At 59.8% G+C, this 24,600-nt stretch carries 26 protein-coding genes; 13 read left to right on the top strand and 13 right to left on the bottom strand.

Annotated elements, in window-relative coordinates; all coding sequences use genetic code 11:
• Positions 1-54: 54 nt before the first annotated feature.
• Positions 55-2,001 carry a methyl-accepting chemotaxis protein gene (locus tag AC0IXA_RS05840; protein WP_471812147.1) on the bottom strand — a complete coding sequence of 649 codons (1,947 nt, stop codon included), beginning with the start codon at positions 1,999-2,001 and terminating at the stop codon, positions 55-57.
• A gap of 203 nt (positions 2,002-2,204) precedes the next feature.
• Between AC0IXA_RS05840 and AC0IXA_RS05835 the strand changes: the two genes are divergently transcribed.
• The 3 genes from AC0IXA_RS05835 (at position 2,205) to AC0IXA_RS05825 (ending at position 5,028) form a co-directional block, all read left to right on the top strand.
• Positions 2,205-3,248 carry an LLM class flavin-dependent oxidoreductase gene (locus tag AC0IXA_RS05835; RefSeq protein ID WP_471812145.1) on the top strand — a complete coding sequence of 348 codons (1,044 nt, stop codon included), beginning with the start codon at positions 2,205-2,207 and terminating at the stop codon, positions 3,246-3,248.
• 221 nt (positions 3,249-3,469) lie between these two features.
• Positions 3,470-4,288, top strand: a complete 819-nt coding sequence (locus AC0IXA_RS05830; RefSeq protein ID WP_016775055.1) for an alpha/beta fold hydrolase — start codon at positions 3,470-3,472, stop codon at positions 4,286-4,288.
• A gap of 116 nt (positions 4,289-4,404) precedes the next feature.
• A complete protein-coding gene (locus AC0IXA_RS05825; protein ID WP_341637273.1) occupies positions 4,405-5,028 on the top strand; it encodes a glutathione S-transferase family protein in 624 nt (207 codons plus the stop codon).
• A gap of 12 nt (positions 5,029-5,040) precedes the next feature.
• Here the strand turns inward: AC0IXA_RS05825 and ptrR are convergent, their stop codons facing one another.
• Positions 5,041-5,919 carry a putrescine utilization regulator PtrR gene (gene ptrR, locus AC0IXA_RS05820; RefSeq protein WP_471812195.1) on the bottom strand — a complete coding sequence of 293 codons (879 nt, stop codon included), beginning with the start codon at positions 5,917-5,919 and terminating at the stop codon, positions 5,041-5,043.
• A gap of 104 nt (positions 5,920-6,023) precedes the next feature.
• On the opposite strand from ptrR, the gene AC0IXA_RS05815 reads away from it, so the two are divergent.
• Positions 6,024-7,415 carry an aldehyde dehydrogenase family protein gene (locus AC0IXA_RS05815; RefSeq protein WP_341637272.1) on the top strand — a complete coding sequence of 464 codons (1,392 nt, stop codon included), beginning with the start codon at positions 6,024-6,026 and terminating at the stop codon, positions 7,413-7,415.
• A gap of 161 nt (positions 7,416-7,576) precedes the next feature.
• Here AC0IXA_RS05815 and AC0IXA_RS05810 read toward each other — a convergent pair whose 3' ends face one another.
• On the bottom strand, positions 7,577-8,746 hold the full coding sequence (locus tag AC0IXA_RS05810; RefSeq protein WP_471812143.1) for an acetyltransferase domain-containing protein: 1,170 nt from the start codon (positions 8,744-8,746) through the stop codon (positions 7,577-7,579).
• A gap of 170 nt (positions 8,747-8,916) precedes the next feature.
• Between AC0IXA_RS05810 and AC0IXA_RS05805 the strand changes: the two genes are divergently transcribed.
• Positions 8,917-9,513, top strand: coding sequence for a paraquat-inducible protein A (locus tag AC0IXA_RS05805; RefSeq protein ID WP_016775060.1), 597 nt, complete (start codon positions 8,917-8,919; stop codon positions 9,511-9,513).
• The gene (locus AC0IXA_RS05800) at positions 9,510-10,196 is read left to right on the top strand and encodes a paraquat-inducible protein A (RefSeq protein ID WP_339101435.1); all 687 of its coding nucleotides are present in this window, start codon (positions 9,510-9,512) and stop codon (positions 10,194-10,196) included. The genes AC0IXA_RS05805 and AC0IXA_RS05800 overlap by 4 nt, the downstream gene beginning before the upstream one ends.
• On the opposite strand, the gene ydiJ is transcribed toward AC0IXA_RS05800, so the two are convergent.
• Entirely contained in the window at positions 10,129-13,155 is a 3,027-nt protein-coding gene (gene ydiJ / locus AC0IXA_RS05795) for a D-2-hydroxyglutarate dehydrogenase YdiJ (RefSeq protein ID WP_341637537.1), read from the bottom strand. The genes AC0IXA_RS05800 and ydiJ overlap by 68 nt on opposite strands.
• A gap of 157 nt (positions 13,156-13,312) precedes the next feature.
• Here ydiJ and AC0IXA_RS05790 point away from each other — a divergent pair, with 157 nt between their 5' ends.
• Entirely contained in the window at positions 13,313-14,197 is an 885-nt protein-coding gene (locus AC0IXA_RS05790) for a LysR substrate-binding domain-containing protein (protein ID WP_341637270.1), read from the top strand.
• 102 nt (positions 14,198-14,299) lie between these two features.
• On the opposite strand, the gene AC0IXA_RS05785 is transcribed toward AC0IXA_RS05790, so the two are convergent.
• Together AC0IXA_RS05785 and AC0IXA_RS05780 are read right to left on the bottom strand one after the other, a co-directional pair.
• Positions 14,300-15,574: a glucarate dehydratase family protein gene (locus tag AC0IXA_RS05785; RefSeq protein WP_471812141.1), complete on the bottom strand. Its 1,275-nt coding sequence runs from the start codon at positions 15,572-15,574 to the stop codon at positions 14,300-14,302.
• A 30-nt stretch (positions 15,575-15,604) separates the two neighbouring features.
• On the bottom strand, positions 15,605-16,972 hold the full coding sequence (locus AC0IXA_RS05780) for an MFS transporter (RefSeq protein WP_471812139.1): 1,368 nt from the start codon (positions 16,970-16,972) through the stop codon (positions 15,605-15,607).
• A 119-nt stretch (positions 16,973-17,091) separates the two neighbouring features.
• Here AC0IXA_RS05780 and AC0IXA_RS05775 point away from each other — a divergent pair, with 119 nt between their 5' ends.
• The gene (locus AC0IXA_RS05775) at positions 17,092-17,991 is read left to right on the top strand and encodes a LysR family transcriptional regulator (protein WP_471812137.1); all 900 of its coding nucleotides are present in this window, start codon (positions 17,092-17,094) and stop codon (positions 17,989-17,991) included.
• A gap of 104 nt (positions 17,992-18,095) precedes the next feature.
• Here AC0IXA_RS05775 and AC0IXA_RS05770 read toward each other — a convergent pair whose 3' ends face one another.
• Together AC0IXA_RS05770 and AC0IXA_RS05765 are read right to left on the bottom strand one after the other, a co-directional pair.
• A complete protein-coding gene (locus AC0IXA_RS05770) occupies positions 18,096-18,740 on the bottom strand; it encodes a DUF6338 family protein (RefSeq protein WP_471812135.1) in 645 nt (214 codons plus the stop codon).
• Between the two features lie 189 nt (positions 18,741-18,929).
• Positions 18,930-19,265, bottom strand: coding sequence for a hypothetical protein (locus tag AC0IXA_RS05765; protein WP_024013232.1), 336 nt, complete (start codon positions 19,263-19,265; stop codon positions 18,930-18,932).
• 184 nt (positions 19,266-19,449) lie between these two features.
• Between AC0IXA_RS05765 and AC0IXA_RS05760 the strand changes: the two genes are divergently transcribed.
• Positions 19,450-19,689, top strand: a complete 240-nt coding sequence (locus AC0IXA_RS05760; protein ID WP_051600740.1) for a hypothetical protein — start codon at positions 19,450-19,452, stop codon at positions 19,687-19,689.
• Between the two features lie 55 nt (positions 19,690-19,744).
• Here the strand turns inward: AC0IXA_RS05760 and AC0IXA_RS05755 are convergent, their stop codons facing one another.
• Positions 19,745-19,942 (bottom strand): hypothetical protein, encoded by a 198-nt coding sequence (locus AC0IXA_RS05755; RefSeq protein ID WP_024013234.1) that lies wholly within the window; start codon positions 19,940-19,942, stop codon positions 19,745-19,747.
• Positions 19,943-20,160: 218 nt separating this feature from the next.
• Between AC0IXA_RS05755 and AC0IXA_RS05750 the strand changes: the two genes are divergently transcribed.
• The gene (locus tag AC0IXA_RS05750) at positions 20,161-20,523 is read left to right on the top strand and encodes an NUDIX hydrolase (protein ID WP_186566706.1); all 363 of its coding nucleotides are present in this window, start codon (positions 20,161-20,163) and stop codon (positions 20,521-20,523) included.
• A gap of 3 nt (positions 20,524-20,526) precedes the next feature.
• Here the strand turns inward: AC0IXA_RS05750 and AC0IXA_RS05745 are convergent, their stop codons facing one another.
• Positions 20,527-20,769 carry a DUF1652 domain-containing protein gene (locus AC0IXA_RS05745; RefSeq protein ID WP_016775073.1) on the bottom strand — a complete coding sequence of 81 codons (243 nt, stop codon included), beginning with the start codon at positions 20,767-20,769 and terminating at the stop codon, positions 20,527-20,529.
• Between the two features lie 105 nt (positions 20,770-20,874).
• A complete protein-coding gene (locus AC0IXA_RS05740; protein WP_471812133.1) occupies positions 20,875-21,774 on the bottom strand; it encodes a polysaccharide deacetylase family protein in 900 nt (299 codons plus the stop codon).
• A 198-nt stretch (positions 21,775-21,972) separates the two neighbouring features.
• Between AC0IXA_RS05740 and AC0IXA_RS05735 the strand changes: the two genes are divergently transcribed.
• Both AC0IXA_RS05735 and AC0IXA_RS05730 read left to right on the top strand, forming a co-directional pair.
• On the top strand, positions 21,973-22,653 hold the full coding sequence (locus tag AC0IXA_RS05735) for an SOS response-associated peptidase (RefSeq protein ID WP_471812131.1): 681 nt from the start codon (positions 21,973-21,975) through the stop codon (positions 22,651-22,653).
• A 263-nt stretch (positions 22,654-22,916) separates the two neighbouring features.
• On the top strand, positions 22,917-23,189 hold the full coding sequence (locus tag AC0IXA_RS05730; RefSeq protein ID WP_016775076.1) for a hypothetical protein: 273 nt from the start codon (positions 22,917-22,919) through the stop codon (positions 23,187-23,189).
• A gap of 44 nt (positions 23,190-23,233) precedes the next feature.
• Here the strand turns inward: AC0IXA_RS05730 and AC0IXA_RS05725 are convergent, their stop codons facing one another.
• A complete protein-coding gene (locus AC0IXA_RS05725) occupies positions 23,234-23,377 on the bottom strand; it encodes a hypothetical protein (RefSeq protein WP_024013238.1) in 144 nt (47 codons plus the stop codon).
• A 129-nt stretch (positions 23,378-23,506) separates the two neighbouring features.
• Between AC0IXA_RS05725 and AC0IXA_RS05720 the strand changes: the two genes are divergently transcribed.
• Positions 23,507-23,893 (top strand): DUF2784 domain-containing protein, encoded by a 387-nt coding sequence (locus AC0IXA_RS05720; RefSeq protein ID WP_041480792.1) that lies wholly within the window; start codon positions 23,507-23,509, stop codon positions 23,891-23,893.
• On the opposite strand, the gene AC0IXA_RS05715 is transcribed toward AC0IXA_RS05720, so the two are convergent.
• A complete protein-coding gene (locus AC0IXA_RS05715) occupies positions 23,890-24,417 on the bottom strand; it encodes a DUF3087 domain-containing protein (protein WP_471812129.1) in 528 nt (175 codons plus the stop codon). The two genes, AC0IXA_RS05720 and AC0IXA_RS05715, sit on opposite strands and share 4 nt — an antisense overlap.
• Between the last annotated feature and the right edge of the window lie 183 nt (positions 24,418-24,600).

Raw genomic sequence — 24,600 nt, 5'->3', positions numbered from 1 at the left:
GCCTTCGCGAGCAGGCTCGCTCCCACAGGTTTTGGTGTTGCCTGGGCGACCGTGTCAGGTCCTAAACCGGCTCACCAACTGATTCAACGTCTGCGACAACGCCGTCAGATTCTGCGCATCCTGCCGAGTCGAATCCGCCAGGCTCGCCACCAACTGCGCATCGCCATGAATCTGGCTGATGTGCCGATTGATGTCCTCCGCCACTTGATGCTGTTCTTCCGCCGCTGTGGCGATCTGCGTGTTCATGTCGCGGATCACGTCGACCGATTCACGGATCATTTCAAAACTCGCCCGCGCCTCGTTGATCGACACCACGGTTTCCTGCGATACCTCAAGGCTGGCGTGCATCTGCTTGCCCATCTGGTGGGTGCGCCGCGCCAGATTGCCGAGCAGTGCGTCAATCTCACCGGTGGAATCCGAGGTGCGTTTGGCCAGCGCCCGGACTTCATCGGCGACCACGGCAAAGCCCCTGCCCTGTTCACCGGCGCGCGCGGCTTCGATGGCGGCGTTGAGCGCGAGCAGATTGGTCTGCTCGGCAATCGAGCGGATGGTGCCGAGGATCGACTGGATGTCGTTGCTGTCCTGCTCCAGTTGCTGCATCGACTCGGCACTGTGGCCGATCTCCTGGCTCAAACGCCCGACGTTACTCACCGCTGCGTCGATCTGCTGCTGCCCGGTGTGTGCCTGACGCTGACCGTTGTCTGCTGAGTCGGCCGCTTGGCTGCACGAGCGGGCGACCTCGTTGGAGGTGGCGACCATTTCGTGGAATGCGGTCGACACCATGTCCACCGCCTCACGCTGACGCGAAGCGACGTCGGCCATTTCCGCCGAGACTTCGGTGGCGCTGCCAGAGCTGCTGTGAATCTGCCCCGCTGCCTGGCCGATGCGCTGAATCAACGTACGAATCGCTTCAAGAAACTGGTTGAACCAGCCCGCCAGTTGCGCGGTTTCATCCTGCCCACGTACTTCCAGTCGCGCAGTCAGATCGCCCTCGCCCTGGGCAATGCCTTCGAGTCCGCTGGCGACACCACGAATCGGCTTGACCATCAACCCGGCAAACCACGCGCCGGCCATTGCAAACAACAATGCGCAAACCACAGCGATCGCGCCGATCAGCCAAGTCAAACGAGTCGCCCCGGCCATCACTTCGCTGGCCTTCACCAGCCCGACAAACCGCCAGCCCAACGCCTGCGAGGGCCAGACCAGCGCCATGTAATCCTCCCCGGCCAGTTGCACCTCGACCAGGCCTTTGCCCGCCTCGGCCAGTTGCTGATAACCGTCGCCGAGATCGCTGAGTTTCTTGAAGTTGTGCGCCGGATCGCTCGGGTCGACCAGCACGGTGTTGTTGGCTTCCATCAACATCAGATAACCGCTCTCGCCGAGGCGGATCTGCTTGACCAGATCGGTCAATTGCTTGAGCGACACATCGATATTGACCACGCCAGCATTGCTGCCCAACTGGTTGTTGAAACTGCGCACAGTGCTCACCAGCACCACGTCATCCGCCGCCCAATAATAGGCCTCGGTGCGTAGGGTTTTGCCGGGATTGGCCATCGCGGTGGTGTACCAGGGGCGGGTGCGCGGATCGTAGTTCGCCAACTTCGCATCGCCCGGCCAGAACAGGTAACCGCCCTGCTCGGTGCCGACGGACAGATAGGTGTAGGCCGGATGCGCCTTAGCCAGACCGTCGAACAGTTTGAACAGCTGTTGATCCTGCGGCCCCATCGGCACTTGCGCAGCGTCGCTGCTCAGGTAGCGTTTAAGGCTGGTGTCGATGCTCTGCAGTTGCGGATGCTCGGCCAAATAAGCAACGTTCTGGCTGATGCCCTCGAAAAACAGCTGCATCGCGTTTTCCACCTGACGCACTTCGCGCCCGGTGCTATCGGTAAAGGTGTCGCGCGCGCCCTCGCGAACATTGAGGATGATCAGCGCTGCCACCAGTAACACCGGCAGGCTGGCGATTACCGCAAACGCCAGAGTCAGTTTTTGTTTTATGTTCATTGCTTGCGCCTTCCTTGTTCGAAGTGTCGGTCAGAAATATTTTGCGGATATTCCGTATTATGGTATACCAATATTCAATCAACCGAACAGCCGTCCTCGAAGGCGTGCTTGAATGGTGAGAAGACTCGCGAGCGCAACGCGTTCACGTCAGTTCGACAGGCCCGCACACGACCGGCCAATTACAAAAGACTCGAGGTAGCGTCATGAAATTTTCCCTGTTCGTACACATGGAACGCTGGGACGAAAGCGTCAGCCACCGCCAACTGTTCGAAGACCTGACCGAACTGACCCTGATGGCCGAGGCTGGCGGTTTCAGCACCGTGTGGATCGGCGAACACCACGCCATGGAATACACCATCTCCCCAAGCCCGATGCCGCTGCTGGCCTACCTCGCAGCGAAAACCACGACCATCCACCTCGGCGCCGGCACCATCATCGCGCCGTTCTGGCACCCGCTGCGCGTCGCCGGCGAATGCGCCCTGCTCGACGTGATCAGCAACGGCCGCATGGAAGTCGGTCTCGCGCGCGGCGCCTATCAAGTTGAATTCGACCGCATGGCCGGCGGCATGCCCGCCTCGAGCGGTGGCCAGGCCCTGCGCGAAATGGTCCCGGTGGTCCGCGCCCTGTGGCAAGGCGACTACGCCCACGACGGTGACATCTGGAAATTCCCCACCTCCACCAGCGTGCCGAAGCCGATCCAGAAGCCGAACCCACCCATGTGGATCGCCGCCCGCGACCCCGACTCGCACAACTTCGCCGTGGCCAACGGCTGCAACGTCATGGTCACGCCACTGATGAAAGGCGACGAAGAAGTCCTCGACCTGAAAAACAAATTCCAGACCGCGCTGGACAACAACCCTGACATGCCGCGCCCACAACTGATGGTGCTGCGCCACACCCACGTGCACACCGCTGATAACCCGGACGGCTGGAAAGTCGGCGCCAAAGCCATCTCACGTTTCTACCGCACTTTCGATGCGTGGTTTGGCAACAAGCAAACACCAGTCAACGGCTTCCTTGCGCCGAGTCCGGAAGAGAAGTTTGCCGGACGTCCGGAGTTTGAACTGGAGAGTCTGCACAAGACGGCGATGATTGGTACGCCGGAAGAAATCATTCCGCGGATCAAGTACTACCAGGAACTGGGGGTGGATGAGTTCAGCTTCTGGTGTGATAACAGCCTGCCGCATGAAGAGAAGAAGAAATCGCTGGAGTTGTTTATCAAGCATGTGGTGCCGGCGTTTCGCTAGGAGCCTGTCCATCTCTCAGCATTGAAAAAAGGGCGACTCCGACCGGAGTTCGCCCTTTTTCAATTCTGTAATGTCGAAGTGAAATACTCATCGCGCAACGTACGACTCTTTCCTCCCACCAAACCAGCACTTGCGTACAAGTGCCTTTCGCATTTTGCGCGGATAGTGGCCGTTGCCCATTCGGCATCTATTCTTGCCACACACGATCACAAGGAGTTTGCATGAGCACCTTCAAGACCCAAGACGGCACCGAGATCTATTACAAGGACTGGGGCAGCGGCAAGCCCGTGCTGTTCAGCCACGGCTGGCCGCTGGATGCCGACATGTGGGAATACCAGATGGAATACCTGAGCAGTCGCGGCTACCGCACCATCGCCTTCGACCGCCGTGGTTTCGGTCGCTCCGATCAACCATGGACCGGCTACGACTACGACACTTTCGCCGATGACATCGCCGGCCTGATCAATCATCTGGACCTGCGTGACGTGACCCTGGTCGGCTTCTCGATGGGTGGCGGCGACGTCAGCCGCTACATCGCCCGCCACGGCAGCGAGCGTGTTGCCGGTCTGGTATTGCTCGGTGCGGTCACGCCGCTGTTCGGCAAGAAAGCCGATTTTGCCGACGGCGTCGACAAATCGGTGTTCGACGGCATCAAGGCTGGCCTGCTGAAAGATCGCGCGCAGTTCATCGCCGACTTCAACGCCCCGTTCTACGGCACCAATCAGGGCCAGAAAGTCTCTGACGGCGTGCTCACGCAAACCCTGAACATCGCGTTGATGGCATCGCTCAAGGGCACCGTCGACTGCGTGACCGCGTTCTCGGAAACCGACTTCCGCCCGGACATGGCCAAGATCGACGTGCCGACCCTGGTGATCCATGGCGACGGCGACCAGATCGTGCCCTTCGAAACCACCGGCAAGCAGGCGGCCGCGCAAATCAAAGGCGCCGAGTTGAAGGTTTACGCCGGCGCGCCGCACGGGTTCGCCGTGACCCACGCGCAGGCGTTGAATGAGGATCTGCTGGCGTTCCTCAATCGGTAATCCCGCCCGGCACACGCCGTAGTCAGATGCTGATGAACCAAGGCCCGCGCGATGCGGGCCTTGTGTTTTGCGCTATGGTATTTTTTCTGCGTCCACTACCCGGAAAAGGAAATCCCATGCTGCGAATACTCGGCAAAGCCTCATCGATCAACGTGCGCAAAGTGCTGTGGACCTGTGCCGAACTGGGCATCCCGTTCGAGCGCGAAGACTGGGGTTCGGGCTTCCAGTCGCCGAACACGCCGGAGTTTCTCGCGCTCAATCCCTGCGCCATGGTGCCGGTGATCCAGGACGGCGATTTCACTCTCTGGGAATCCAACACCATCATTCGTTATCTGGCGACGCGTTACGGCGGTGCGCATTTATATCCGGTTGAGCCCATCGCCCGCGCGCGGGTCGATCAGTGGATCGATTGGCAGGCCTCGGAGCTGAATCGCTCGTGGTCGTACCCGCTGATGGCGCTGGTGCGCAAGTCGCCGGATTATCAGGACGGCGATGCCCTGGCCGCCGGCTGCCGGGACTGGATGCGCAACATGCAAATCCTCGACCGCCAACTGGAGAAGACTGGCGCTTACGTCAGTGGCGAGCAGTTTTCCCTGGCGGACATTCCGATCGGGCTGTCGGTCAATCGCTGGTTTGAAACGCCGCTCGATCACGGGAATCTGGCTGCGGTGCGCGCCTATTACGATCGCTTGAATCAGCGCGACGGTTATCGTTTGTACGGGCGCAATGGCACGCCGTAAAGATGCGTTCGATCAAGCTTGCTCACGCACCACGCCACGCTCTTCAAGCAAACGCACGAACATGCTCAGACTGCGCGACACCGTGCCCCGGCGCCACACCAGCCAAGTGGTCAGATAGCGGAAGTCCGCCGTCAGCGGCCAGACGCTGACCGTCGCGCTGCCGGGCATGCTCTGCAGCATTTTTCGCGGCATCAGTGCCAGGCCGGCACCGGCGCTGACGCAGGCGAGCATGCCGTGGTAGGACTCCATTTCGAAGATCTTGCCGGGTACGGCAGCGTCGGTGCTGAACCATTTTTCAAAATGGTGACGGTAGGAACAGTTGGAACGGAAGGCATAGATATTCTCGCCGTTAACGTCCGCCGCACGTTCGACCGGTGAATGATTGAGCGGCGCGATGATGACCATTTCCTCCTCGAACGCCGGCACACCTTCCAGGGCCGGATGCAGCACCGTGCCGTCGACGAATGCGGCAGCCAGACGCCCGGACAGCACGCCGTCGATCATTGTCCCCGATGGCCCGGTCGAGAGGTCGAGGTCGACCTTCGGGTGCTGCTGGTTGTACGCCGCCAGGAGTTCGGGAATACGCACCGCTGCGGTACTTTCCAGCGAGCCCAAGGGGAACGCGCCCTGGGGTTCTTCGCCTGCCACCGTAGCGCGGGCTTCCTGCACCAGATCGAGAATGCGCCGCGTGTACTCGAGAAAACTCCACCCGGCCGGCGACAGGCGCAGACGGCTTTTCTCACGGATAAACAGATCGACGCCGAGGTCCTGCTCCAACTGTTTGATCCGCGTAGTCAGGTTCGACGGCACGCGATGAATCTGCGTGGCGGCAGCGCTGATGCTGCCGTGCTCGGCCACGGCCTTGAAGATTTCCAGTTGCACCAGATCCACAGTCATTCTCCAATCGTGAAAGAAACGCTCTCTATTATTCAGTTTCCAGAAAACCAACGCCACCCTACTCTAAGCCCATCCGACGAACCTACAGGACAACGTCAATGAGCCAGATTTCCAGCCAGACCCACGCCATCTCGATCAACCCCGCCACCGGCGAGCAGATCGGGCAATACGCGTTTGAATCCGCCGCTGCCCTTGATGCGGCACTGACTCGCGCTGCCTTCGCTTTCGGCAAGTGGAAGCGCAAGCCGCTGCAGGACCGTTCGCGTCTTTTGACCGCACTCGCCGGCGCGCTGCGTGAAACCTCAGAAGCCATGGCAACCATGATCACCCGGGAAATGGGCAAGCCGATCGCCCAGGCCCGTGGCGAAATCGAGAAATGCGCCAAGCTCTGCGAGTGGTACGCCGAACACGGCCCGGCCATGCTCGACGCCGAAGCCACCCAGGTTGAAGGCGGCAAGGCGCGTATCGAGTATCGTCCGTTGGGGCCGATTCTGGCGGTGATGCCGTGGAACTTCCCGATCTGGCAAGTGCTGCGCGGCGCAGTGCCGACGCTGATCGCTGGCAACACTTACGTGCTCAAGCATGCGCCTAACGTGATGGGCAGCGCTTACCTGCTGCGCGATGCGTTCGTCCGCGCCGGTTTTCCCGATGGCGTGTTTGAGGTGATCAACGTCACCCCGGAAGGCGTTTCCAGCGCCATCGCCGATTCGCGCATCGCCGCCGTGACCCTGACCGGCAGCGTCCGCGCCGGCATGGCCATCGGTGCTCAGGCCGGTGCGGCATTGAAGAAGTGTGTGCTGGAACTCGGCGGTTCCGATCCGTTCATCGTGCTCAACGATGCTGATCTGGATGAGGCGGTGCACGCGGCGGTGGTCGGTCGCTATCAGAATTCCGGCCAGGTCTGCGCGGCTGCCAAACGTCTGATCATCGAACAAGGTGTGGTCGAGGAATTCACCCGCAAGTTCGTTGAAGCGACACGCCAGTTGAAGATGGGCGACCCGCTCAACGCTGACACTTACGTCGGGCCGATGGCGCGCTTCGATCTGCGTGATGAACTTGATCAGCAAGTGCGTGACACGCTGGAGGAAGGCGCGACGCTGCTGCTCGGCGGCAGCAAGGTTGAGGGTTCGGGCAACTACTATGAGCCGACGGTACTGGCCGATGTCACCGACCGCATGACGTCGTTCAAGCAAGAGCTGTTCGGCCCGGTCGCTTCGATCATCACCGCCCGCGATTGCGCACACGCCGTAGCCTTGGCCAACGACAGCGATTTCGGCCTGACCGCGACTATCTACACCGCGAACGTGGCGCTGGCTGAGCAACTGACCAGTGAACTGGAAACCGGTGGCGTGTTCATCAACGGCTACTCGGCGAGCGATCCTCGTGTAACCTTCGGCGGCGTGAAGAAGAGCGGCTTCGGTCGTGAGCTGTCGCACTTTGGCGTACGGGAATTCTGCAACGCGCAGACTGTGTGGCTGGATCGTAAATAAGCCGGGTGCCTAAAAACCCCTGGGAGCGAGGCTGCTCGCGAAAGCGTCCTGTCAGTCACCGATGCATCGACTGACACACCTCTTCGCGAGCAGGCTCGCTCCCACAGGGGCACGGCTGCGCAAATGGTTTGGGGCACGACTCCCACAAGCTCTGCTTCGATTTACAGATACTTCAGCCAGTTGATGTCTCGCCGCCGCGCTTTCAATGCAGAAAACCAGCGCACCGCCGGGAACAGCACCACGGCAAGAACCACCGCTGCCAACCACACCGCCGTCACCGTCGAAAAGCCGAAATAGTTGCCCTGATTCAGCCCCAACAGCGCTACACCGATCAGGTACAACACCTTCAACACATACAAGTGCAGCAGATAGAAAAACATCGGTGCCGAGCCGAACACCGTCAGCCAGCCAATCCAGCGGCGACTCTGCACGCGCTCAAAGGCGAGCAACAGCAACAGACCCGTACTCACAGTCAGCGCGAGAAACAGCAGCGACGGCGGGTATTTGGTGATGTTGAAAAAACTCATCAGCGTCTGTACCAGCGAATCGCTGATCGCCCACGGTTTTTCGCCGTAGCCGTTAATCAAGCGCAGCACCACAAATCCCAGCAAACCAGCGACCCCGGCAATCAGCAAACGACGCTGACGCACCGCCGCGTCCATGCCCCGAGCAAACCACGGCCCCAGCGCATAGCCCAGACCGATTACACCAATCCACGGCAGCAGCGGGTACGAGGTGCGCAGGCGCAGGGTTTCGCTGATCTCGATCCAGCCTCGATCATGCAGAATCGCCCAAGGCACATGCATCGCCGACTCAACCGGGAAATGCACCGCGTCGAGCAGGTTGTGCCCGGCGATGATCGCCACGCTCAGCGTCAGCAGCAGCGCACGTGGCAACCAGACCAGTAATGCCAGAGCGATCATGCTCAGGCCGATCGCCCAGATCACTTGCAGGTAAATCACGCTCGGCGGCAACTGGAAGGTCCAGGCGAAGTTGACCAAAGTGAATTCCAGCGCCACCAGGAACAATCCGCGCTTGAACAGAAACGCGCTGACATCGGCTTTGCCGGCGTATTTTTCGCCGTACAGCCATGCCGACAGGCCGGTCAGCAAGACAAATACCGGCGCACATAAATGCGCCAATGTGCGGCTGAAAAACAGCGCCGGCTCGGTGCTGGCGATGTCCATCGGATCGGAGACCTGTCGGTGCAACAGGAAGGTTTCACGTACGTGATCGAGCAGCATGAACAGGATCACCAGGCCTCTGAGCGCATCAATGGATAGCAGCCGGCCAGTCGTCAATGGGGCAGAACGGGGAAGCACAGGAGTCATGGGGCTTTCGCAATCGAGAGGAATAACACCGGACAGCCACAACGCCGCCCTCGAATTTTGCGTTACCTTATAACATCAAAAAAACAAAACCCAAACATCCACCATCGAGGTTGCCCCTCAGCGCCAGCCTTCTATAGTGAACAGGTCTGCCCTGTCCTTGAGCGCTGTCCATGGTCAACACCGAACACCTGATCATCTGCGAGCACTGTGATTGCGTGTACGAGAAAGTCGTGCTCGCCAAACACCAGAAAACCCTGTGCGTGCGCTGCGGTGGCGTGCTGCAGCGCTTCAATGGCCTGACCATCGAGCAGCGTCTGGCCCTGACGTTCACGGCCGCGATGCTGTGGCTGTTCGCCAATTTCTATCCGGTGATGAGCATCAGCCTCAAAGGCATGAAAAACAGCGCAACCCTATGGGATTCGGTGCTCGCGCTGAGCCAGGGGCCGATCACCTTTATCGCCATGGTCGCGGCGATCGCAATCATCATCGCCCCGGCATTTCAGTTGGTGTTGCTGGTCTGGGTGTTGAGTTTTGCCCTCGGCCTGCGTCGCGCACCGGGGTTCAATCTGTGCATGCGCTGGCTGGAAACCCTGCGCCCGTGGAGCATGCTCGAGGTGTGTCTGCTGGGGGCGATGGTCGCGGTGTTCAAACTCGCCGGCTTGCTCGATGTGCTGCCGGGGATCGGCCTGTTCGCCCTGGCGGTGCTGAGCCTGATGATGATCCGCATTGCCGGCCGTGACATCCGTGAACTCTGGGACATTTTATGAAGCGTCCACCGACCGCCAGCGAACTCAACCTGTGCCTGTGCCACAGCTGTGGTTTGGCCTGTGACATGACCGACGAGCCCCACGAATGCCCGCGCTGTGATGCGCCGTTGCATCGGCGCAAGACCAATTCGCTGACGCGCACCTGGGCGTACATGCTCGCCGCGCTGGCGTTTTATGTTCCCGCCAATCTGCTGCCGGTGATGAATACGGTGATGCTCGGCAACGGCGCCGACAGCACGATCATGAGTGGCGTGCTGGAGTTCTGGGAGGCCGGAGCGTGGGACATCGCCCTGATCATTTTCATCGCCAGCATCGCGGTGCCGGGGGTCAAGTTCGTCGCCCTGACTTTGCTGCTGGTCACCGTGCAGCGCAACAGCGATTGGGCGCGCAGGGAGCGTTCGAAGCTGTACCGCTTCGTCGAACTGATCGGCTACTGGTCGATGCTCGATGTGCTGGTGGTCGCGCTGGTCGCGGCGCTGGTGAAGTTCCAGGCGCTGGGCGATATCGAGCCACGACCGGGCATCCTGTTCTTCGGCCTGGTCGTGGTGTTCACCATGCTCGCGGCGATGAGTTTCGACCCACGCCTGATCTGGGACAGGGACACCAGCGACACGGTCAGCGACGCAGCGTCTGGAGCAGCACCTGCAACGGATGGCGCAGCGCCTGATCCGACTGGCGCTTGACCTGGCTGCGGCAGGAGTAGCCGGTCGCCAACGCCTCGCCCTGCTCCGCCGGAGCCTGCACCTGACGCGCCCACGATTGCTCGTAAATGATTGCCGAGGTCTGGCGATTGCGTGCTTCGTGGCCGTAGGTGCCGGACATGCCGCAGCAACCGGTAGCCTGCGTGGCCAGCTTCAGACCGGCACGTTCGAAGACCTCTTCCCACTGGCGGGTCGCGGCCGGCGCGTTGGTTTTCTCCGTGCAATGGGCGAGCAGACGGAATGCTTTGGGCTGAGCCTCAGGCGTCCGCTCCGGCATGACCTTGAGTAACCACTCCTGCACCAGGGCCACTTCAGGACATTCATTCAGGCCCGGTACTTTCAGGTATTCCTGGCGATAGACCAGAGTCATCGCCGGATCCAGCCCCAGCAACGGCACGCCGGTCTGCGCCAGCGCCTGCAATTGCCCAGCGTTGCGCAACGCCGCGCGATTGAACGCCGAGAGAAAGCCCTGCACATGCAGCGGTTTGCCGTTGGCGCTGAACGGCGCGAGATAGACCTGATAACCCAGACGCGAAATCAGCTCGACCAGATCAGCCAGCAGCGGCGCTTCGAAGTAGCGGGTGAAGGCGTCCTGCACGATGACCACGCTGCGTTCGCGTTGCTCTGAGGTCAGTGACGACAGCGTTGCAACCGTTGCTGGCTGCACCTGCCAACGGCGCATCGCCGCTTGGAAATCGAAACGGCTGAGCAACGGCACATCGACCATGCCACCGATCCGCGACAGCGCACTGCGCACCCAGCCCGCGCCCATCAAACCGTTGTACAGCGCCGGAATCCGCGCCATGTAGGGAATGGTGTATTCCAGCGAGGCAATCAGATAGTCCCGCGCCGGACGCAGATAACGACTGTGATACAGCTCGAGAAAACGCGAGCGGAATTCCGGCACGTTGACCTTCACCGGGCACTGCCCCGCGCAGGATTTGCAGGCCAGACAACCGGCCATGGCGTCGTACACCTCATGGGAAAAATCCGCCGATGGATCGCGACCGTTGCGCCAGCGCCGCCACAGCGTGCTGAAAAACGCCGGTTTACGGATTGCGTCCGAGAGCACATCGACGCCCGCCTCGCCCTGCAACCGCAGCCATTCCCGAATCAGCGAAGCGCGGCCCTTGGGCGATTGCGCGCGTTCGCGGGTGGCTTTCCACGACGGGCACATGGCGTCATCAGGATCGAAGTTGTAGCAGGCGCCGTTGCCATTGCAGTGCATGGCGGCGCCGTAGCTTTGCCAGACTTTTTCGTCGATCTGCCGATCCAGCTCGCCGCGCAGGGTCACTTCGTCGATCTTCAGCAGTGCTGCGCCGCTGTTGGCCGGCGTAGCGATTTTGCCCGGGTTGAACTGGTTGAATGGGTCGAACGCGGCTTTCAAGGCTTGCAGCGCCGGGTACAACTCGCCGAAGAATGCCGGCGCGTACTCCGAACGCAGGCCCTTGCCATGCTCGCCCCAGAGCAGACCGCCGTAGCGCTGGGTCAGCGCCGCTACGCCATCGGACACCGGGCGTACCAGGGCCGCTTGCTGCGGGTCTTTCATGTCGAGGATCGGCCGCACGTGCAGTACGCCGGCGTCGACATGGCCGAACATGCCGTACTGCAAACCGTGGCTGTCGAGCAGGTCGCGCAGTTCGGCGATGTATTCGGCCAAATGCTGCGGCGGCACGGCGGTGTCTTCAACGAAAGGCTGCGGGCGGGCTTCACCGGCGACGTTGCCGAGCAGGCCCACCGCCCGTTTGCGCATGCCATAGACCTTGTTCACCGCTGCCTGACCGATCGCCAGCGTATGCCCCAGGCGCTCCACCGTGCGGTCGTTTTGCAGATGTTCGAGGAACGCTTCGACGCGGCGCTGCAGGTCTTCGGGATCGTCACCGCAGAACTCGACCAGATTGATGCCCAGAGTCGGTCGCTCAGGGTTTTCGGGAAAATATTCGGCAACGCCGTGCCAGACGATGTCCTGCATCGCCAGCAGCAACACCTTGGAATCGACGGTTTCGATCGACAACGGCTTGAGCGCCATCAACGCCCGCGCATCGCGCAAGGCATCCATGAACCCGGCGTAGCGGATGTTGACCAGCATGGTGTGCTTGGGAATCGGCAGCACGTTCAACCGCGCTTCGACGACGAAGCCCAGCGAGCCCTCAGCGCCACACAGCACGCTGTTGAGGTTGAAGCGCTGATCGGCCTCGCGCAGATGCGCCAGGTCATAACCGGTCAGGCAGCGGTTGAGATCCGGAAAGCGTGCCTTGATCAGCTCGCCCTGTTCATCAATGATCTGCCGCGCACAACGATAGACTTCGCCGACGCGATCATCGCGGGCGCACTGCGCTGCAAGCTCATCCTCGGCCAGCGGCAGGCCGTGCAGACGCTCGCCGCCGCGCAGGATCATCTCCAGTTCCAGCACATGGTCGCGGGTTTTGCCGTAGGTGCAACTGCCCTGGCCGCTGGCGTCGGTGTTGATCATGCCGCCGACCGTGGCGCGGTTCGAGGTCGACAGTTCCGGAGCAAAAAACAGCCCGGCGGATTTCAGCGCGGCGTTGAGCTGGTCCTTGACCACCCCGGCCTGCACCCGCACCCAGCGTTGTTCAACATTGATTTCCAGAATGCGATTCATGTGCCGCGACAGGTCGACGACGATGCCGTCCGTCAGCGATTGACCGTTGGTGCCGGTGCCACCGCCACGCGGGGAGATCACCACTTTCTCGTACGCCGGTTCGGCAATCAGCCGCGCCACACGTGCAACGTCTTCGGCGTCCAGCGGAAACACCGCCGCTTGCGGCAAGCGCTGATAGATCGAGTTGTCGGTCGCGAGCACCACGCGGCTGGCGTAATCAGCGCTGATTTCACCGCGAAAGCCGCTGTCCTTCAGGGCGACGAGGAATTGTTGGTAATCGCCGGTCAGGGCTTTGGCAGGCGACAGCTGGGCAATCATCGGTCGGGTCATCTCGGTCAAATCGGGCTGTGTGGCGGTGAACAGTTGTGCGCAATGAATGATTGCTTCAGGATCCGCCATCTGATTGCGCCCATGTTCATTGCTTGCCAGCCATGGAACAAGCGTAATTTCGACCCGCTATCGATGAGTTTTACGAATGAATCCGCGCACCCTCACACCGTCCATGTCGCTGCTGCTGGCTTTCGAGGCCGCCGCTCGCCACGAAAGCTACACCCGCGCCGCCCATGAGCTGTCACTGACACAGAGCGCGGTCAGTCGCCAGGTACAGATTCTCGAGAAGATGCTGGGCATGCGCTTGTTCAGCCGCGAAGGCCGGCAGGTGGTGCTGACGGATGTCGGGCGCATGTATCAGCGCGAGCTCAGCGAAGCCCTCGGACAGATTCGCAGCGCAACCTTGCAGGCGATGGCGTTTGGTTCGGGCATCCATAGCCTGCGCCTGGCGACGCTGCCAACCTTCGGTTCGAAATGGCTGCTGCCACGGTTGAAGGATTTCTACACGGCGCACCCGGGCATGACCGTGCACCTGCATTCGCGGATCGAAACCATCGATTTCGACACCAGCGAAATCGACGCCGCCATCTGCGTCGGCGGCGGTGAGTGGTCAGGCCTGACCGCCCTGCCCCTGCACACCGAAGAATTGGTGGCGATTGCCAGCGCGCAGCTGTCGGCGAATGAACGCGACGAGGCCGAGCGGCACATGGCCGGGCAGTTGCTGCTCAACGTCAGCAGCAATGCCCAGGCATGGGCGGAATGGTTCAGCCATCACCAGCTGCCGCATCGCAGCATGCGGATCGGGCCGAGCTTCGAAATGACCTCGCACTTGATTCAGGCAGTACGCGCCAATATCGGCGTCGGCCTGGTGCCGCGTATTCTGGTCGAGGAGGAATTGCTCAAGGGCGATTTGCTGCAACTGGGCGAGCCGATTACCAGCCGACGCAGCTATTACCTGGTGTATCCGCCGCGCAATGAGAATTTGCCTTCGTTGAAGGCGTTCAGGGATTGGCTGATTGATACCCTCTGAAGGATCGCGTCGCGGCCATTCGCGAGCAGGCTCGCTCCCACAGGGAAATGTATGCCAAGTGTGGGAGCGAGCCTGCTCGCGAAGAGGCCAGTCGCAACGACCTTAAAACCTCGGCTTGACCGCCCGCCAATCCGCCTTGTACCGCTGCATCTGCCGCACATCATCCCTCTGGCGAATCCCGCACGTCAGGTACTGGTCATGCAGCTTGGCCAGTTGCTCGTGATCCAGTTCCAAACCCAACCCCGGCGCACGGGTGATCTTCACGCAGCCATCGACAATCGGCAGCTTGCCGCCCTTGATCACTTCCTCGTCCGGCTCCTGCCACGGGTAGTGGGTGTCGCAGGCGTAATCCAGATTCGGCACTGCCGCCGCAACGTGCGCCATGGCCATCAGGCTGATGCCCAGGTGCGAGTTGGAATGCATCGACACGCCGAGGCCGAACACGTCGCACATTTTCGCCAGCGTCTGCGTATCCCGCAGGCCACCCCAGTAATGGTGGTCGGCGAGGACGATCTGCACGCTGTTCAACGCAACGCTGCGGCGGAACTCGTCGAAATCAGTGACGACCATATTGGTCGCCAAGGGCAGACCGGTGCGTTTGTGCAGTTCAGCCATGCCATCAAGGCCCGGCGTTGGGTCTTCGTAATACTGCAGGTCATCGCCGAGCAGTTCGGCCATGCGAATCGCCGTCTCCAGCGACCAGTTGCCGTTCGGGTCGATGCGCAGCGGCAATCCCGGAAAGGCTTTTTTCAGTGCCTTGATGCAAGCCACTTCATGCTCCGGCGGCAAGGTGCCGGCCTTGAGCTTGATGCTCTTGAATCCGTACGCTTCGATCATTCGTCCTGCCTGCGCGACGATCTGCTGCTCGCTCAGCGCCTCGCCCCAGTTGTCCGGCTTGTAGGGCGAGTCGATATGCTCGGCGTACTTGAAAAACAGGTAAGCGCTGAACGGCACTTCATCGCGGATCGCCCCGCCGAGCAGGTCCACCAGCGGCACGTTCAGGTAGTGCGCCTGCAAATCAAGAAACGCTACTTCGAATGCCGAGTAGGCATTGCTCACCGCTTTGCTGGCGTGGGAACCGGGGGCCAGTTCGGCGCCAGCGACGCTGGCGGGTTTATTCGCCGCCACGGTGGCCTGCACGATCGCGCGCAACTGATTGAGGTTGAACGGATCAAGACCGATCAATTGGCTCTGCAATTGTTGCTGGATCGCCAGCGCCGGGGCATCGCCGTAGCTTTCGCCGAGGCCGATGTAGCCGTTGTCACTTTCAATCTCGATGATCGAGCGCAGGGCAAAAGGTTCGTGGATGCCACTGGCGTTGAGCAGTGGCGGATCGCGGAAGGCAATCGGGGTGACGCTGACACGGGTGATTTTCAAGATAACGCTCCTGACAGATCAACAATCGATTCAGTGGCTCGCAGCCGGACGAGCCGGCACCACAGCGGCGGCTTCGTCACTTGGCTTTGCCGGGGTTTTACATTTGGAGCCAGGCGCCGTGCGGGCGAAGAAGATCACCACGGCGGCGATCAGCGATGTCGCCGCCAGGCCATACAGGCCGCCCTCGATGGAGCCGGTGGTTTGTTCGAGAATGCCGAACGCGGTCGGCGCGACGAAGCCGCCCAGGTTGCCGATGGAATTGATCAGCGCGATCACCGCCGCAGCGATGCGCGCGTCCAGATAGCTTTGCGGAATCGGCCAGAACAGCGCCGATGCCGCTTTGAAGCCGATGGCGGCAAAGCAGATGGCGACGAAGGCAAACACCGGGCCGCCGATGGTTGACATGAACATACCGATGGCGGCGATCACCAGGGTCAGCGCGACCCAGGCTTGCTGGAATTTCCATTTGCCGGCCATCGCTGCGAAGCCATACATGGCGACAATCGAGATGATCCACGGAATCGAATTGAGCAGTCCGACCTGGAAATCTCCCAGGTTACCCATCTTCTTGATCATGCTCGGCAACCAGAACGTCGCGCCATAAATGGTCAGGGCAATGGAGAAATAGATGAAGCAGAACAGCGCGATCTGCCGGTCAGCCAACAGCTTGAACATCGACGGCTTGGCGACTTGTACCGCTTCGCGAGCGCGCTGCTCCTCGGCAATCGCCGCGACCAGTGCGTCCCGCTCTTCCTCGCTCAGCCACTTGGCTTGACGCGGGTGCGATTGCAGCCAGAACCAGACGAAAGCACACAGCACCACCGACGCTGCGCCTTCGATCAGAAACATCCACTGCCAGCCGTGCATGCCCAATCCGCTGATATGCAACAGCGCACCGGACACCGGGCCGGAAATGACCGAGGCAATCGCCGAGCCGCTGAGAAACACCGCCATGGTTTTGCCGCGCTCGGACGCTGGCAGCCACTGGGTGAAGTAGTAAATGATCCCCGGGAAGAACCCGGCCTCAGCCGCGCCAAGAATAAAGCGCAGTACGTAGAAGCTGGTTTCGCCCTGAACAAAGGCCATGGCCATGGCCGCAGCGCCCCAGGTGAACATGATCCGCGTCAGCCAGACCCGCGCGCCGTAGCGCTGCAACAGCATGTTCGACGGCACTTCGAACAGCGCATAACCGATGAAAAACAGTCCGGCGCCAAGTCCATAAGCCGCTGCGCCAATACCCAGATCGGTCTCCAGATGACTGCGCACGAAACCGATATTGACCCGATCGATGTAATTAACGATGAACATCACCACGAACAGCGGCAGCACGTGGCGTTTGACCTTGGCGGCGGCGCGGGCGAGCACCGAGATGTCCGGCGGACTCTGAAGGATTTTCAAGGGGCGACTCCCGATCTTGTTTTTTTAGGGATGACTTGAAGCAATGAGCCGATCATGGACGTCGCGCATTGATCCCGTCTAATCTAAACAGGCATTCGATTAATACCCGGATTAGATCAATGTTCGAGCTCACCCAACTGCGCTGTTTCACCACGGTCGCCACCGAACTCAACTTTCGCCGCGCCGCCGAGCGCCTGAACATCACCCAGCCGCCGCTGAGTCGGCAGATTCAGCTGCTGGAGCATCACCTTGGCGTCGAATTGTTTACCCGCAGCACCCGAAGCGTTGCGCTGACGGCGGCGGGCCGGGCGTTTTTCGTTGAAGCGCAGAATCTGCTGGAGCGCGCCCAGCAAGCAGCGATCACCGCACGCCGGTTTGCCGAGGGCGACATTGGCTCGGTGAACATCGCGTTCGTCGGCAGCGCGGTATATGAATTTCTGCCCAAGGTGATCGCCGAAGCGCGACTTAAACAGCCTCAGGTAAAAATCGATCTGGCAGAGATGAATACCTATCAGCAGCACGAGGCATTGCGCGCTCGTCGTATCGACCTGGGCATCGCCCGGGCGCCATTGCAGGAACCGGGCTATGCCACCGAATGCCTGGTGCGCGAACCGTTTGTGCTGGCGGTGCCGAGCGGGCATCGGTTGGCCAATGCAGCTGAGGTGTCAGTGGCTGATCTGGATAAACAACCGTTCCTGATGTACTCCCATGAAGCCTATCCGCCGTTCAACGAACTGTTGACCGGCACTCTGCGTTCAGCGCGGGTGGCGCCGGATTACGTGCAGTGGCTGGGCTCGTCGCTGACGATTCTGGCGCTGGTCAACGCTGGCATGGGTCTGGCGCTGGTACCGCGTTGCGCGACCAGCGTGGTGTTCAGGAATGTGGTGTTTCGCGAGATCGATCTGGGCGAAGGGGTGCAAAGCGAATTGCATCTGATCTGGCGGGAGAACAATGACAACCCGGCGTTCGCGATGTTGCTGGAGGCGATTCGCCGGGCGGTGGTGCAGGGTTGGGGCTGAAGAAGTTTATCGTCTAGACCGTGGTTTCAGAGGCGGCGGCGCACTGGGGCCTTTGATCAAGGGCACGTCCAGCATTTTTCCGTCCGGCCCGACAAAGAGTCGCTCTAAATGCTTTGGCATGGGTTGTGGTGCTCTGGCAGTTGGCATGTTGATCCCTCTGATACTGGGCTGAACTCGACCCATTTGACTTTCGCGGAATCTATCAACAAAAACTCCGCGCCAATAGATGCTGGTTGGCCATCATCCGTGAGCCAACGCGGATATTTCATCACGAACTGACCATTGGATGATTCCCGTGGCCACTCGACCGGCCAGCCAAATACGCGCCTTTCATCGTTTAAATGCAGGGTTATAAAGCGCTCATGTTGGGCGAAAGCGCAGAACCATTCACTGGGGAAAGAAGATTGTTTCGTTACATTTCGCCTGCGCAACCAGCGGTGCAACTTGTCACTTGTCGCCAGATAACAGGCAAACAATCCCAGCATCAGCGAAAACATAAATGCCCAAAGCGTCTGCGCCCGGCCGTCCCAGTGTCCTAGAGAAAAACCCTTCGAGCCAATCCACAAACAGAGGTTGCCCACCGCCAACACCGCGCCCTGAATCACAAATGTGAATATCAGCGCCTGCACGATCTGGCCGAACGTATCCGGTCGCTTGAATGCCGTAAGTGAATAGAAGATCCAGGTCGATAGAAAACCTGGGATTAGATACTGCAACAGCGGAATGATGTCCTTGACCAGATCATCCATGATCCGAGACTCCTTTCAGTCATGCCGATCCCGTCACGGGTCGACATTCAAAGCCTAGTCAAGGATCCTGCTGCGCCTCGCGGGCAACTGTCACAGCTCATTGCGAGCGTTTGGCTGGAGTCTCCATCCAATGAAAAAAGGCAGACACCGAACTTCGGTGTCTGCCTTTTTTAAGATCCGGGCGCCCGGTTACAGGCAGTCACGCACCGATTGGCGCAGCGATCCGGACTTGGCCCACGGCGGCCCCTGGTAGAGAGACACTTTGCTGCCGTCCTTGTATTTGACGATATCGAGAATCTCATCCGCCGTGATAATGCTCGGCGCGGTAATCCGGTAGCCGTTGGAAATCGACGTCTGCGAAGTCTTGGCCACGTCCTTCTGCCACAACGGTAACAAACACGCGGCATATTCCTTGGGAGGCTTGTCACTGGTCTTGCTGAGGTTGGGCTCGCCTGGCACCAGCGATGCTGGTAACGAGCAACCCGTCAACAGGGCCAGTGCCAAAGTGCCGATCCATACGCGCATGCTGTTTACCTGTTCCGAAAAAACGTGAATGTACCGTTTAACTGCGTGCACATCCATCGTGGCACCCCGTCGTTACCTGGGTTTGGACAATTTTTTACATCGGTTCAGCCGGGCGTCAGATGGCCTGGCCCCATGTGGAAAAATGCGACTACTCTTTTCTACCGAGAATGTTCTGGAGGTGATCATGCGGCTCAATGAATACGAACACGAACTTCAACGGGATTTGCAAAGCGTGGCCTCTGACCTGAGGTGGTCGGCGGTCGATCTCAAGCGCATTGCCGAACAATTGCGCAAATCCGGCAATGAGGCAGACGCCCAGACTGTATTGCGGTCTTGCGAAATCCTGCAAAACGACGAAGAGAGATTGCAGATCTATGCCAAGGAGGTAAAAGCCCGGACCATCAGCCGAATCAAGGTGCACTGAGTTCTGATCCAAACAGAAGCCCCGGTCGAAACCGGGGCTCTTTCGTTATAACGCGTCAACTCACGTTCTGGCTTTGCACCCGCTTGGCGCGTTGCTTGTAACCAGGAAGCGCCGCCGCATAGGCCATCGCTTCCTCCCTGCTGGTGAATGACGCCAACCGGTCGCCCTGAGTGCAAACCCGCCATGGGCCGTTGTTCACGCTGAGCACGTCATAACCGTTCATGTGCAGCTTGTTCAGCATTGGAATGCTCATGAGCACCTCCATTTCGTCAACGGTGTTTTCGATGTACGGACTTACCTTACACCCGCTCCCCGCTGCGGTGTAAACCGGATTCGCCCTGGCACATGTCAATTCACTGGCACTTTTTGCTACGCAAATGGCTCCGAATCAAGAGGGAACCTTTAAATCCGCTTGCGGCTCGAATATTGCAGATTGATTACAGTTTTATGACACGCATCAACAGGGCAATCATGAAAGTACGCGCCACCGTCATTTGCGAACAGGATCGCCATATCCTCCTGGTACGCAAACCCCGCCATCATTGGTCATTGCCCGGCGGCAAGGTCGAACCCGGGGAAACCCGTGCGGCGGCAGCCGTGCGCGAGTTGCAGGAGGAAACCGGGCTCAATGCTGAGGACGTCCTGTACCTGATGGATTTCCAGGCGGGCAGTACGCGGCATCATGTGTACGAGGCTTCGGTGGTCAACCTCGACGATGTGCGCCCGCAGAACGAAATCGTCGATTGCATCTGGTACCCGCTCGATGCCGTGCACAATCTTGAAACCAATGAAGCGACAAGGCGCATCGTGCAGGCCTTTCAACGGCGTTTATGACAATCAGCCGGCGAACGCCCTGCGACCGGCGCTGATTTCCGTTCGCAACTCACCGATGAAATTGGAAATATCGCGAATCGTCACCAGATGCTCGGGAGAAACGCCGTCAAGCAACAACTCGACACGCCCACTGCCCGGCTCATACACCTTGATCCGCAACAGACCTTGTCCGGTTGGTGTGCAATCACACTTGAACGTGGGGAAGCCTGACTCGACGATCCGGCAAATATCGGCAATGGCAAGCATGGACGGGCGCCTCGCAGGCGGAGAATCGATCCATCGAGCATAGACCCACGGTGTGTTTACTGCCCGCTCGAGAATGCCAAGCCGATCACAACTCACTCATGCCATTCAATGCGCGTCGTGATCCCAGATCCAGTTCCACATTCCGGGCAGATTCACCGGCTCAGCGCTTTGCTGAACCGTACGCGCCAACGCAGCTTTTTCCAGTGCGGCCTGATTGTCGTAGAACGGCTTGTCCGCCAGTCTGACCCCGGTCGCCGCCGCGCTATCGAGCAGAATCTGCAGATATTCGCGAGTGTGGCGCGCGGTGTAGCGATTGAGGTCATGGAACGTCACCACGACCGGGATCACGCCATCCACGGTCGGCAATTGACCCACGGCGATGCGCTCGCGCACTTCCGATAACTGCCGCAGCATGTTCGCCCGACGCCGAGGGCTGGCGTTGAAGCCCCAGATCTTGCCGTCGTTGGCACTCATGTCCGTGAGCAAGACATGCAAGCCGTGTTTTTGATAGGCCGCAAATGTGCGCTTGTCGTAGTTCCAGAACGGCGGGCGCAACAGCTGGGGCTGCACCCCGGTGATAGCGGCGATGTCAGCGCTGCCATCGGTCAGCGATTGCTCCAGCTCTCGCGGGTCGAGCGAGCGATGGTTGGTGTGCCAGTGAGTCGCAGTGTGGAAAGCGAGAATATGCCCCTCGGCGTGTTCACGACGCATCAGGCTGCGACCGATCTCGCTGTTGCCTGCCCTGGGTGCTCGGGTCTGCACGAAAAACACGGCTTTGATGTCTGCCTGCAGCGGATTGCTTTTGAGGCTGTCGAGCACCGTCGCCGTGGGATTCCACCATCCTGAAGCGCTGGGGCCATCGTCGAAGGTCAGGAGAAAACGTACGGGGGCCTGGGCCATCAGGCGCGTTTCGGTTTGCGTGGTCATGTCGATCGGGGCGGCGATACAACCGGCCAGACCGAGCGCGATGAGCGCAACACAAAGAAGTTTGCATCCGGATGTCATGTCTTGCCCTGAGGCCGAGGCCGTCGTGTTGTCGAATGGCAAAACTCCCTCGCCTTTGTCCATCCCTGCGCGGCTATCCGCGAGCGCAGGTTGGATAAGGTACACAGGGTTTGGTTCCGGTGCTGGTTCCAGTGCGTCATCGGCCAGGCACATCGGCATGTCCGACTAGACTCAAATTTCCTCAAGGAGATTTCAGCCATGTGCGGAAGACTCACGCAGTACCGTGGGATTCACGATTTCGTCGCGGTGCTCAGCATCCCCGATGCGTTGATCAATCACGTTGGCGATGCGCCGCTCAATCGCTACAACGCAGCGCCCACCACTGCGCTGGCGGTTCTGCATCAGCACGAACAGGCCATTCATGCCGACAATCTGCGCTGGGGCTGGCGGCCGCATTGGGCCAGGGATCGTGCCCCGCCTATCAACGCTCGGGTAGAGAAAGTCGCCCACGGCGCGTTCTTCCGGGCGATCTGGCGGCAGCGGCTGATCGTGCCGGTCGACAATTGGTTTGAATGGGTTGATAGCGGGGAAAAATCCCGACAGCCCTGGTTGATTCGTCGGGCGGATCAGGCTCCGGTTTTCTGTGCCGGTATCGGCCAGTTTCCGGCACCGGGGGTTGCGCCGAGGGAGGACGACGGGTTCGTCATCATCACCGCTGACAGCCTGGGCGGCCTCCTCGATATTCACGATCGCCGCCCGGTGGTCTTCGATTCGACGCGGGCTCGGGAATGGCTTGATCCGGCTACGCCGCTGGAACGCGCCGAGCAGATGCTGCTGTTTGAAGGCGAGCCCAGTGAGGCCTTCGAATGGTACAAAGTCGGCAAAGCGGTCGGCAATACGCGTAATCAGGGTGCGCAATTGATAGAACGAGTCGACTAAATAATCCGGCCATTCTTGCGTTAATCAAGCAACGCCGCCACTGAGTCCCCTGCGTTACAAGAAGTGTTTCAACCGCGATACATCCCCCGTAAAACAGCCGTTTGAGCGAATCAACCGCCTGTCAGACATTTCGACAGTCATACATACATTTTCCCGCGCTGCGGATAGCATGCGCGCCGCCTTTCCGATTGGTATACCAGTTGACCAAAGAGTCAAAGAAATCAGGAATCCATCAACAACTTTCAAGCCTTGCAGAGAAATAAGTGAGCGACGATTTTGCAATCAAACAGGTCAGCGGCCTGAAGTGTGTCCATCTGTCCAAGACAGAACGCCTGGAACTCGACTGTTTTATCGGCCATTACATCAAGACCCGAAACCTGCACAGCGTGCCCGATATCGAACGCACCCTGCGCAGCACCCTCGAAGGTTACCCCGGTCATCCGCCGGTGATGGTCAATGAGCTCAATGCGTGGATCGATCGAACGTTGGGGTATCGCGCGACCTACCCGGACTTCACGCAGCTGGCAGACCTCTGAAACGCGAAGAGCCCCGCTGCTGCGGGGCTCTTCGTATGGGTTGTTCAAGGTTTCAGCGGACGCTCCTGATCGCGGTCCGACAGCTCGCGGCTGTCATCGTGCTTCCAGGTTTTTTCCTGCCTCTTTTGCCGCTCGATTTCTTCTTCCGTTGGCTCATCATCTTCCGCACGCGTTTGCTCAGTTGCCATGTGCACCTCACTTCAGAACAGTTGATGATCGTTAAAGGGTAGAACACTTTTGCGCGCCCAGATTCACCAACGCATTTTGTCCCGCGCGGCGTACCATAGCGCCATCTCCCCTTACGTCAGGAAGACGCCATGCTGTACCGAATCGCCGCCGACGGGCTGGTGCTGTTTCACTTGTGTTTCATCTTGTTCGTACTGTTCGGCGGGCTGCTGGTGCTGCGCTGGCCACGATTGATGTGGTTGCACTTGCCGGCGGCTGCCTGGGGCGTAGCGGTCGAGGTATTGCACCTGACTTGTCCGTTGACCTATTGGGAAAACCTCATGCGCCACGCGGCCGGGCAGACCGAATACGCCGGCGGCTTCATTGAGCATTACATCTGGCCGATCATCTACCCGGCCGGTCTGACGCCGCAGATTCAACTGGCCCTCGGCAGCGTGGTGCTGGCGGTCAACCTGTTGGTGTACGCACGACTGCTGCGCTCGTGGAAACTGCGCCGGGCCCGGCGCATTCCGTTTTAACGCGAGGCCGGTTTCAACGTTTCCAGCCACTGCGGATCGAAGCGTGGCTGGTCAGAATCAAGTCCCTGCGCCTGCATCCGCGCCTTGTGCTGTTCGACTTCATCACGCAGTTGTCCATGATCGCTGGAGTTGCCGTCCAGCTCATGCATTTGCAGCAATCCGAGGTGATAGAAACGCAACACCTTCATCGCCGTCGGATCGTTGTTCTGCACCGCCTCTGTCACCTGATGCATGACATTGGTGATGCTCATCAGATTGCGCTTGAGGCGCCAGCTGTACACCGCCGGGGCTATCCAGGTCTGATGCCAGAAACGTCCGCGCAACAGCGCCGCCGTCAGCAGAAACGCCACGAATACGCCGCCGACATTGAAACGCAGGTTATCCCCGTCGGGTTCACCGAACACTGCCACCGCTACCGACGAAAACAGCATGGCCAGCAGCAGAAACAGCACGGCGATGATGATCGTGCTGCGGCGGGTCTGCTGACGAAAGGTAGCGGGGTCCATCGGCTGAATCTCGAACATCGAAAATGACTTCCTTGAGTGGCAAAACGCGCAACGGAGAAAACTCGCCAGCGCATTATCGCATCGCACCGGGTTTTAGCTATGCTGGGGCTCCTTTTCATCTTTTCAAAGTCCAACGGGACATGGCGGTATAACGCAGATCGTGCCATCTTCATTAATGGATACACACTATTCGGATGCCAT

This window comes from Pseudomonas sp. AC083 (genome assembly GCF_979253165.1).
The sequence above is the reverse complement of the archived record's forward strand: the minus strand, read 5'-3'. Positions and strand labels throughout refer to the sequence as shown.

What these genes read in the sequence shown, in the direction of transcription:
- AC0IXA_RS05750 (WP_186566706.1), top strand. Translation starts at nt 20,161, where the DNA reads ATGAAAGTACGCGCCACCGTCATTTGCGAACAGGATCGCCATATCCTC.
- AC0IXA_RS05760 (WP_051600740.1), top strand. Translation starts at nt 19,450, where the DNA reads ATGCGGCTCAATGAATACGAACACGAACTTCAACGGGATTTGCAAAGC.
- AC0IXA_RS05765 (WP_024013232.1), bottom strand. Translation starts at nt 19,265, where the DNA reads ATGCGCGTATGGATCGGCACTTTGGCACTGGCCCTGTTGACGGGTTGC.
- AC0IXA_RS05825 (WP_341637273.1), top strand. Translation starts at nt 4,405, where the DNA reads ATGCTGCGAATACTCGGCAAAGCCTCATCGATCAACGTGCGCAAAGTG.
- AC0IXA_RS05745 (WP_016775073.1), bottom strand. Translation starts at nt 20,769, where the DNA reads ATGCTTGCCATTGCCGATATTTGCCGGATCGTCGAGTCAGGCTTCCCC.
- AC0IXA_RS05735 (WP_471812131.1), top strand. Translation starts at nt 21,973, where the DNA reads ATGTGCGGAAGACTCACGCAGTACCGTGGGATTCACGATTTCGTCGCG.
- AC0IXA_RS05725 (WP_024013238.1), bottom strand. Translation starts at nt 23,377, where the DNA reads ATGGCAACTGAGCAAACGCGTGCGGAAGATGATGAGCCAACGGAAGAA.
- AC0IXA_RS05720 (WP_041480792.1), top strand. Translation starts at nt 23,507, where the DNA reads ATGCTGTACCGAATCGCCGCCGACGGGCTGGTGCTGTTTCACTTGTGT.
- AC0IXA_RS05805 (WP_016775060.1), top strand. Translation starts at nt 8,917, where the DNA reads ATGGTCAACACCGAACACCTGATCATCTGCGAGCACTGTGATTGCGTG.
- AC0IXA_RS05770 (WP_471812135.1), bottom strand. Translation starts at nt 18,740, where the DNA reads ATGGATGATCTGGTCAAGGACATCATTCCGCTGTTGCAGTATCTAATC.
- AC0IXA_RS05790 (WP_341637270.1), top strand. Translation starts at nt 13,313, where the DNA reads ATGAATCCGCGCACCCTCACACCGTCCATGTCGCTGCTGCTGGCTTTC.
- AC0IXA_RS05840 (WP_471812147.1), bottom strand. Translation starts at nt 2,001, where the DNA reads ATGAACATAAAACAAAAACTGACTCTGGCGTTTGCGGTAATCGCCAGC.
- AC0IXA_RS05775 (WP_471812137.1), top strand. Translation starts at nt 17,092, where the DNA reads ATGTTCGAGCTCACCCAACTGCGCTGTTTCACCACGGTCGCCACCGAA.
- AC0IXA_RS05815 (WP_341637272.1), top strand. Translation starts at nt 6,024, where the DNA reads ATGAGCCAGATTTCCAGCCAGACCCACGCCATCTCGATCAACCCCGCC.
- AC0IXA_RS05740 (WP_471812133.1), bottom strand. Translation starts at nt 21,774, where the DNA reads ATGACATCCGGATGCAAACTTCTTTGTGTTGCGCTCATCGCGCTCGGT.
- AC0IXA_RS05830 (WP_016775055.1), top strand. Translation starts at nt 3,470, where the DNA reads ATGAGCACCTTCAAGACCCAAGACGGCACCGAGATCTATTACAAGGAC.
- AC0IXA_RS05755 (WP_024013234.1), bottom strand. Translation starts at nt 19,942, where the DNA reads ATGAGCATTCCAATGCTGAACAAGCTGCACATGAACGGTTATGACGTG.
- AC0IXA_RS05810 (WP_471812143.1), bottom strand. Translation starts at nt 8,746, where the DNA reads ATGACTCCTGTGCTTCCCCGTTCTGCCCCATTGACGACTGGCCGGCTG.
- AC0IXA_RS05800 (WP_339101435.1), top strand. Translation starts at nt 9,510, where the DNA reads ATGAAGCGTCCACCGACCGCCAGCGAACTCAACCTGTGCCTGTGCCAC.
- AC0IXA_RS05835 (WP_471812145.1), top strand. Translation starts at nt 2,205, where the DNA reads ATGAAATTTTCCCTGTTCGTACACATGGAACGCTGGGACGAAAGCGTC.
- ydiJ (WP_341637537.1), bottom strand. Translation starts at nt 13,155, where the DNA reads ATGATTGCCCAGCTGTCGCCTGCCAAAGCCCTGACCGGCGATTACCAA.
- AC0IXA_RS05715 (WP_471812129.1), bottom strand. Translation starts at nt 24,417, where the DNA reads ATGTTCGAGATTCAGCCGATGGACCCCGCTACCTTTCGTCAGCAGACC.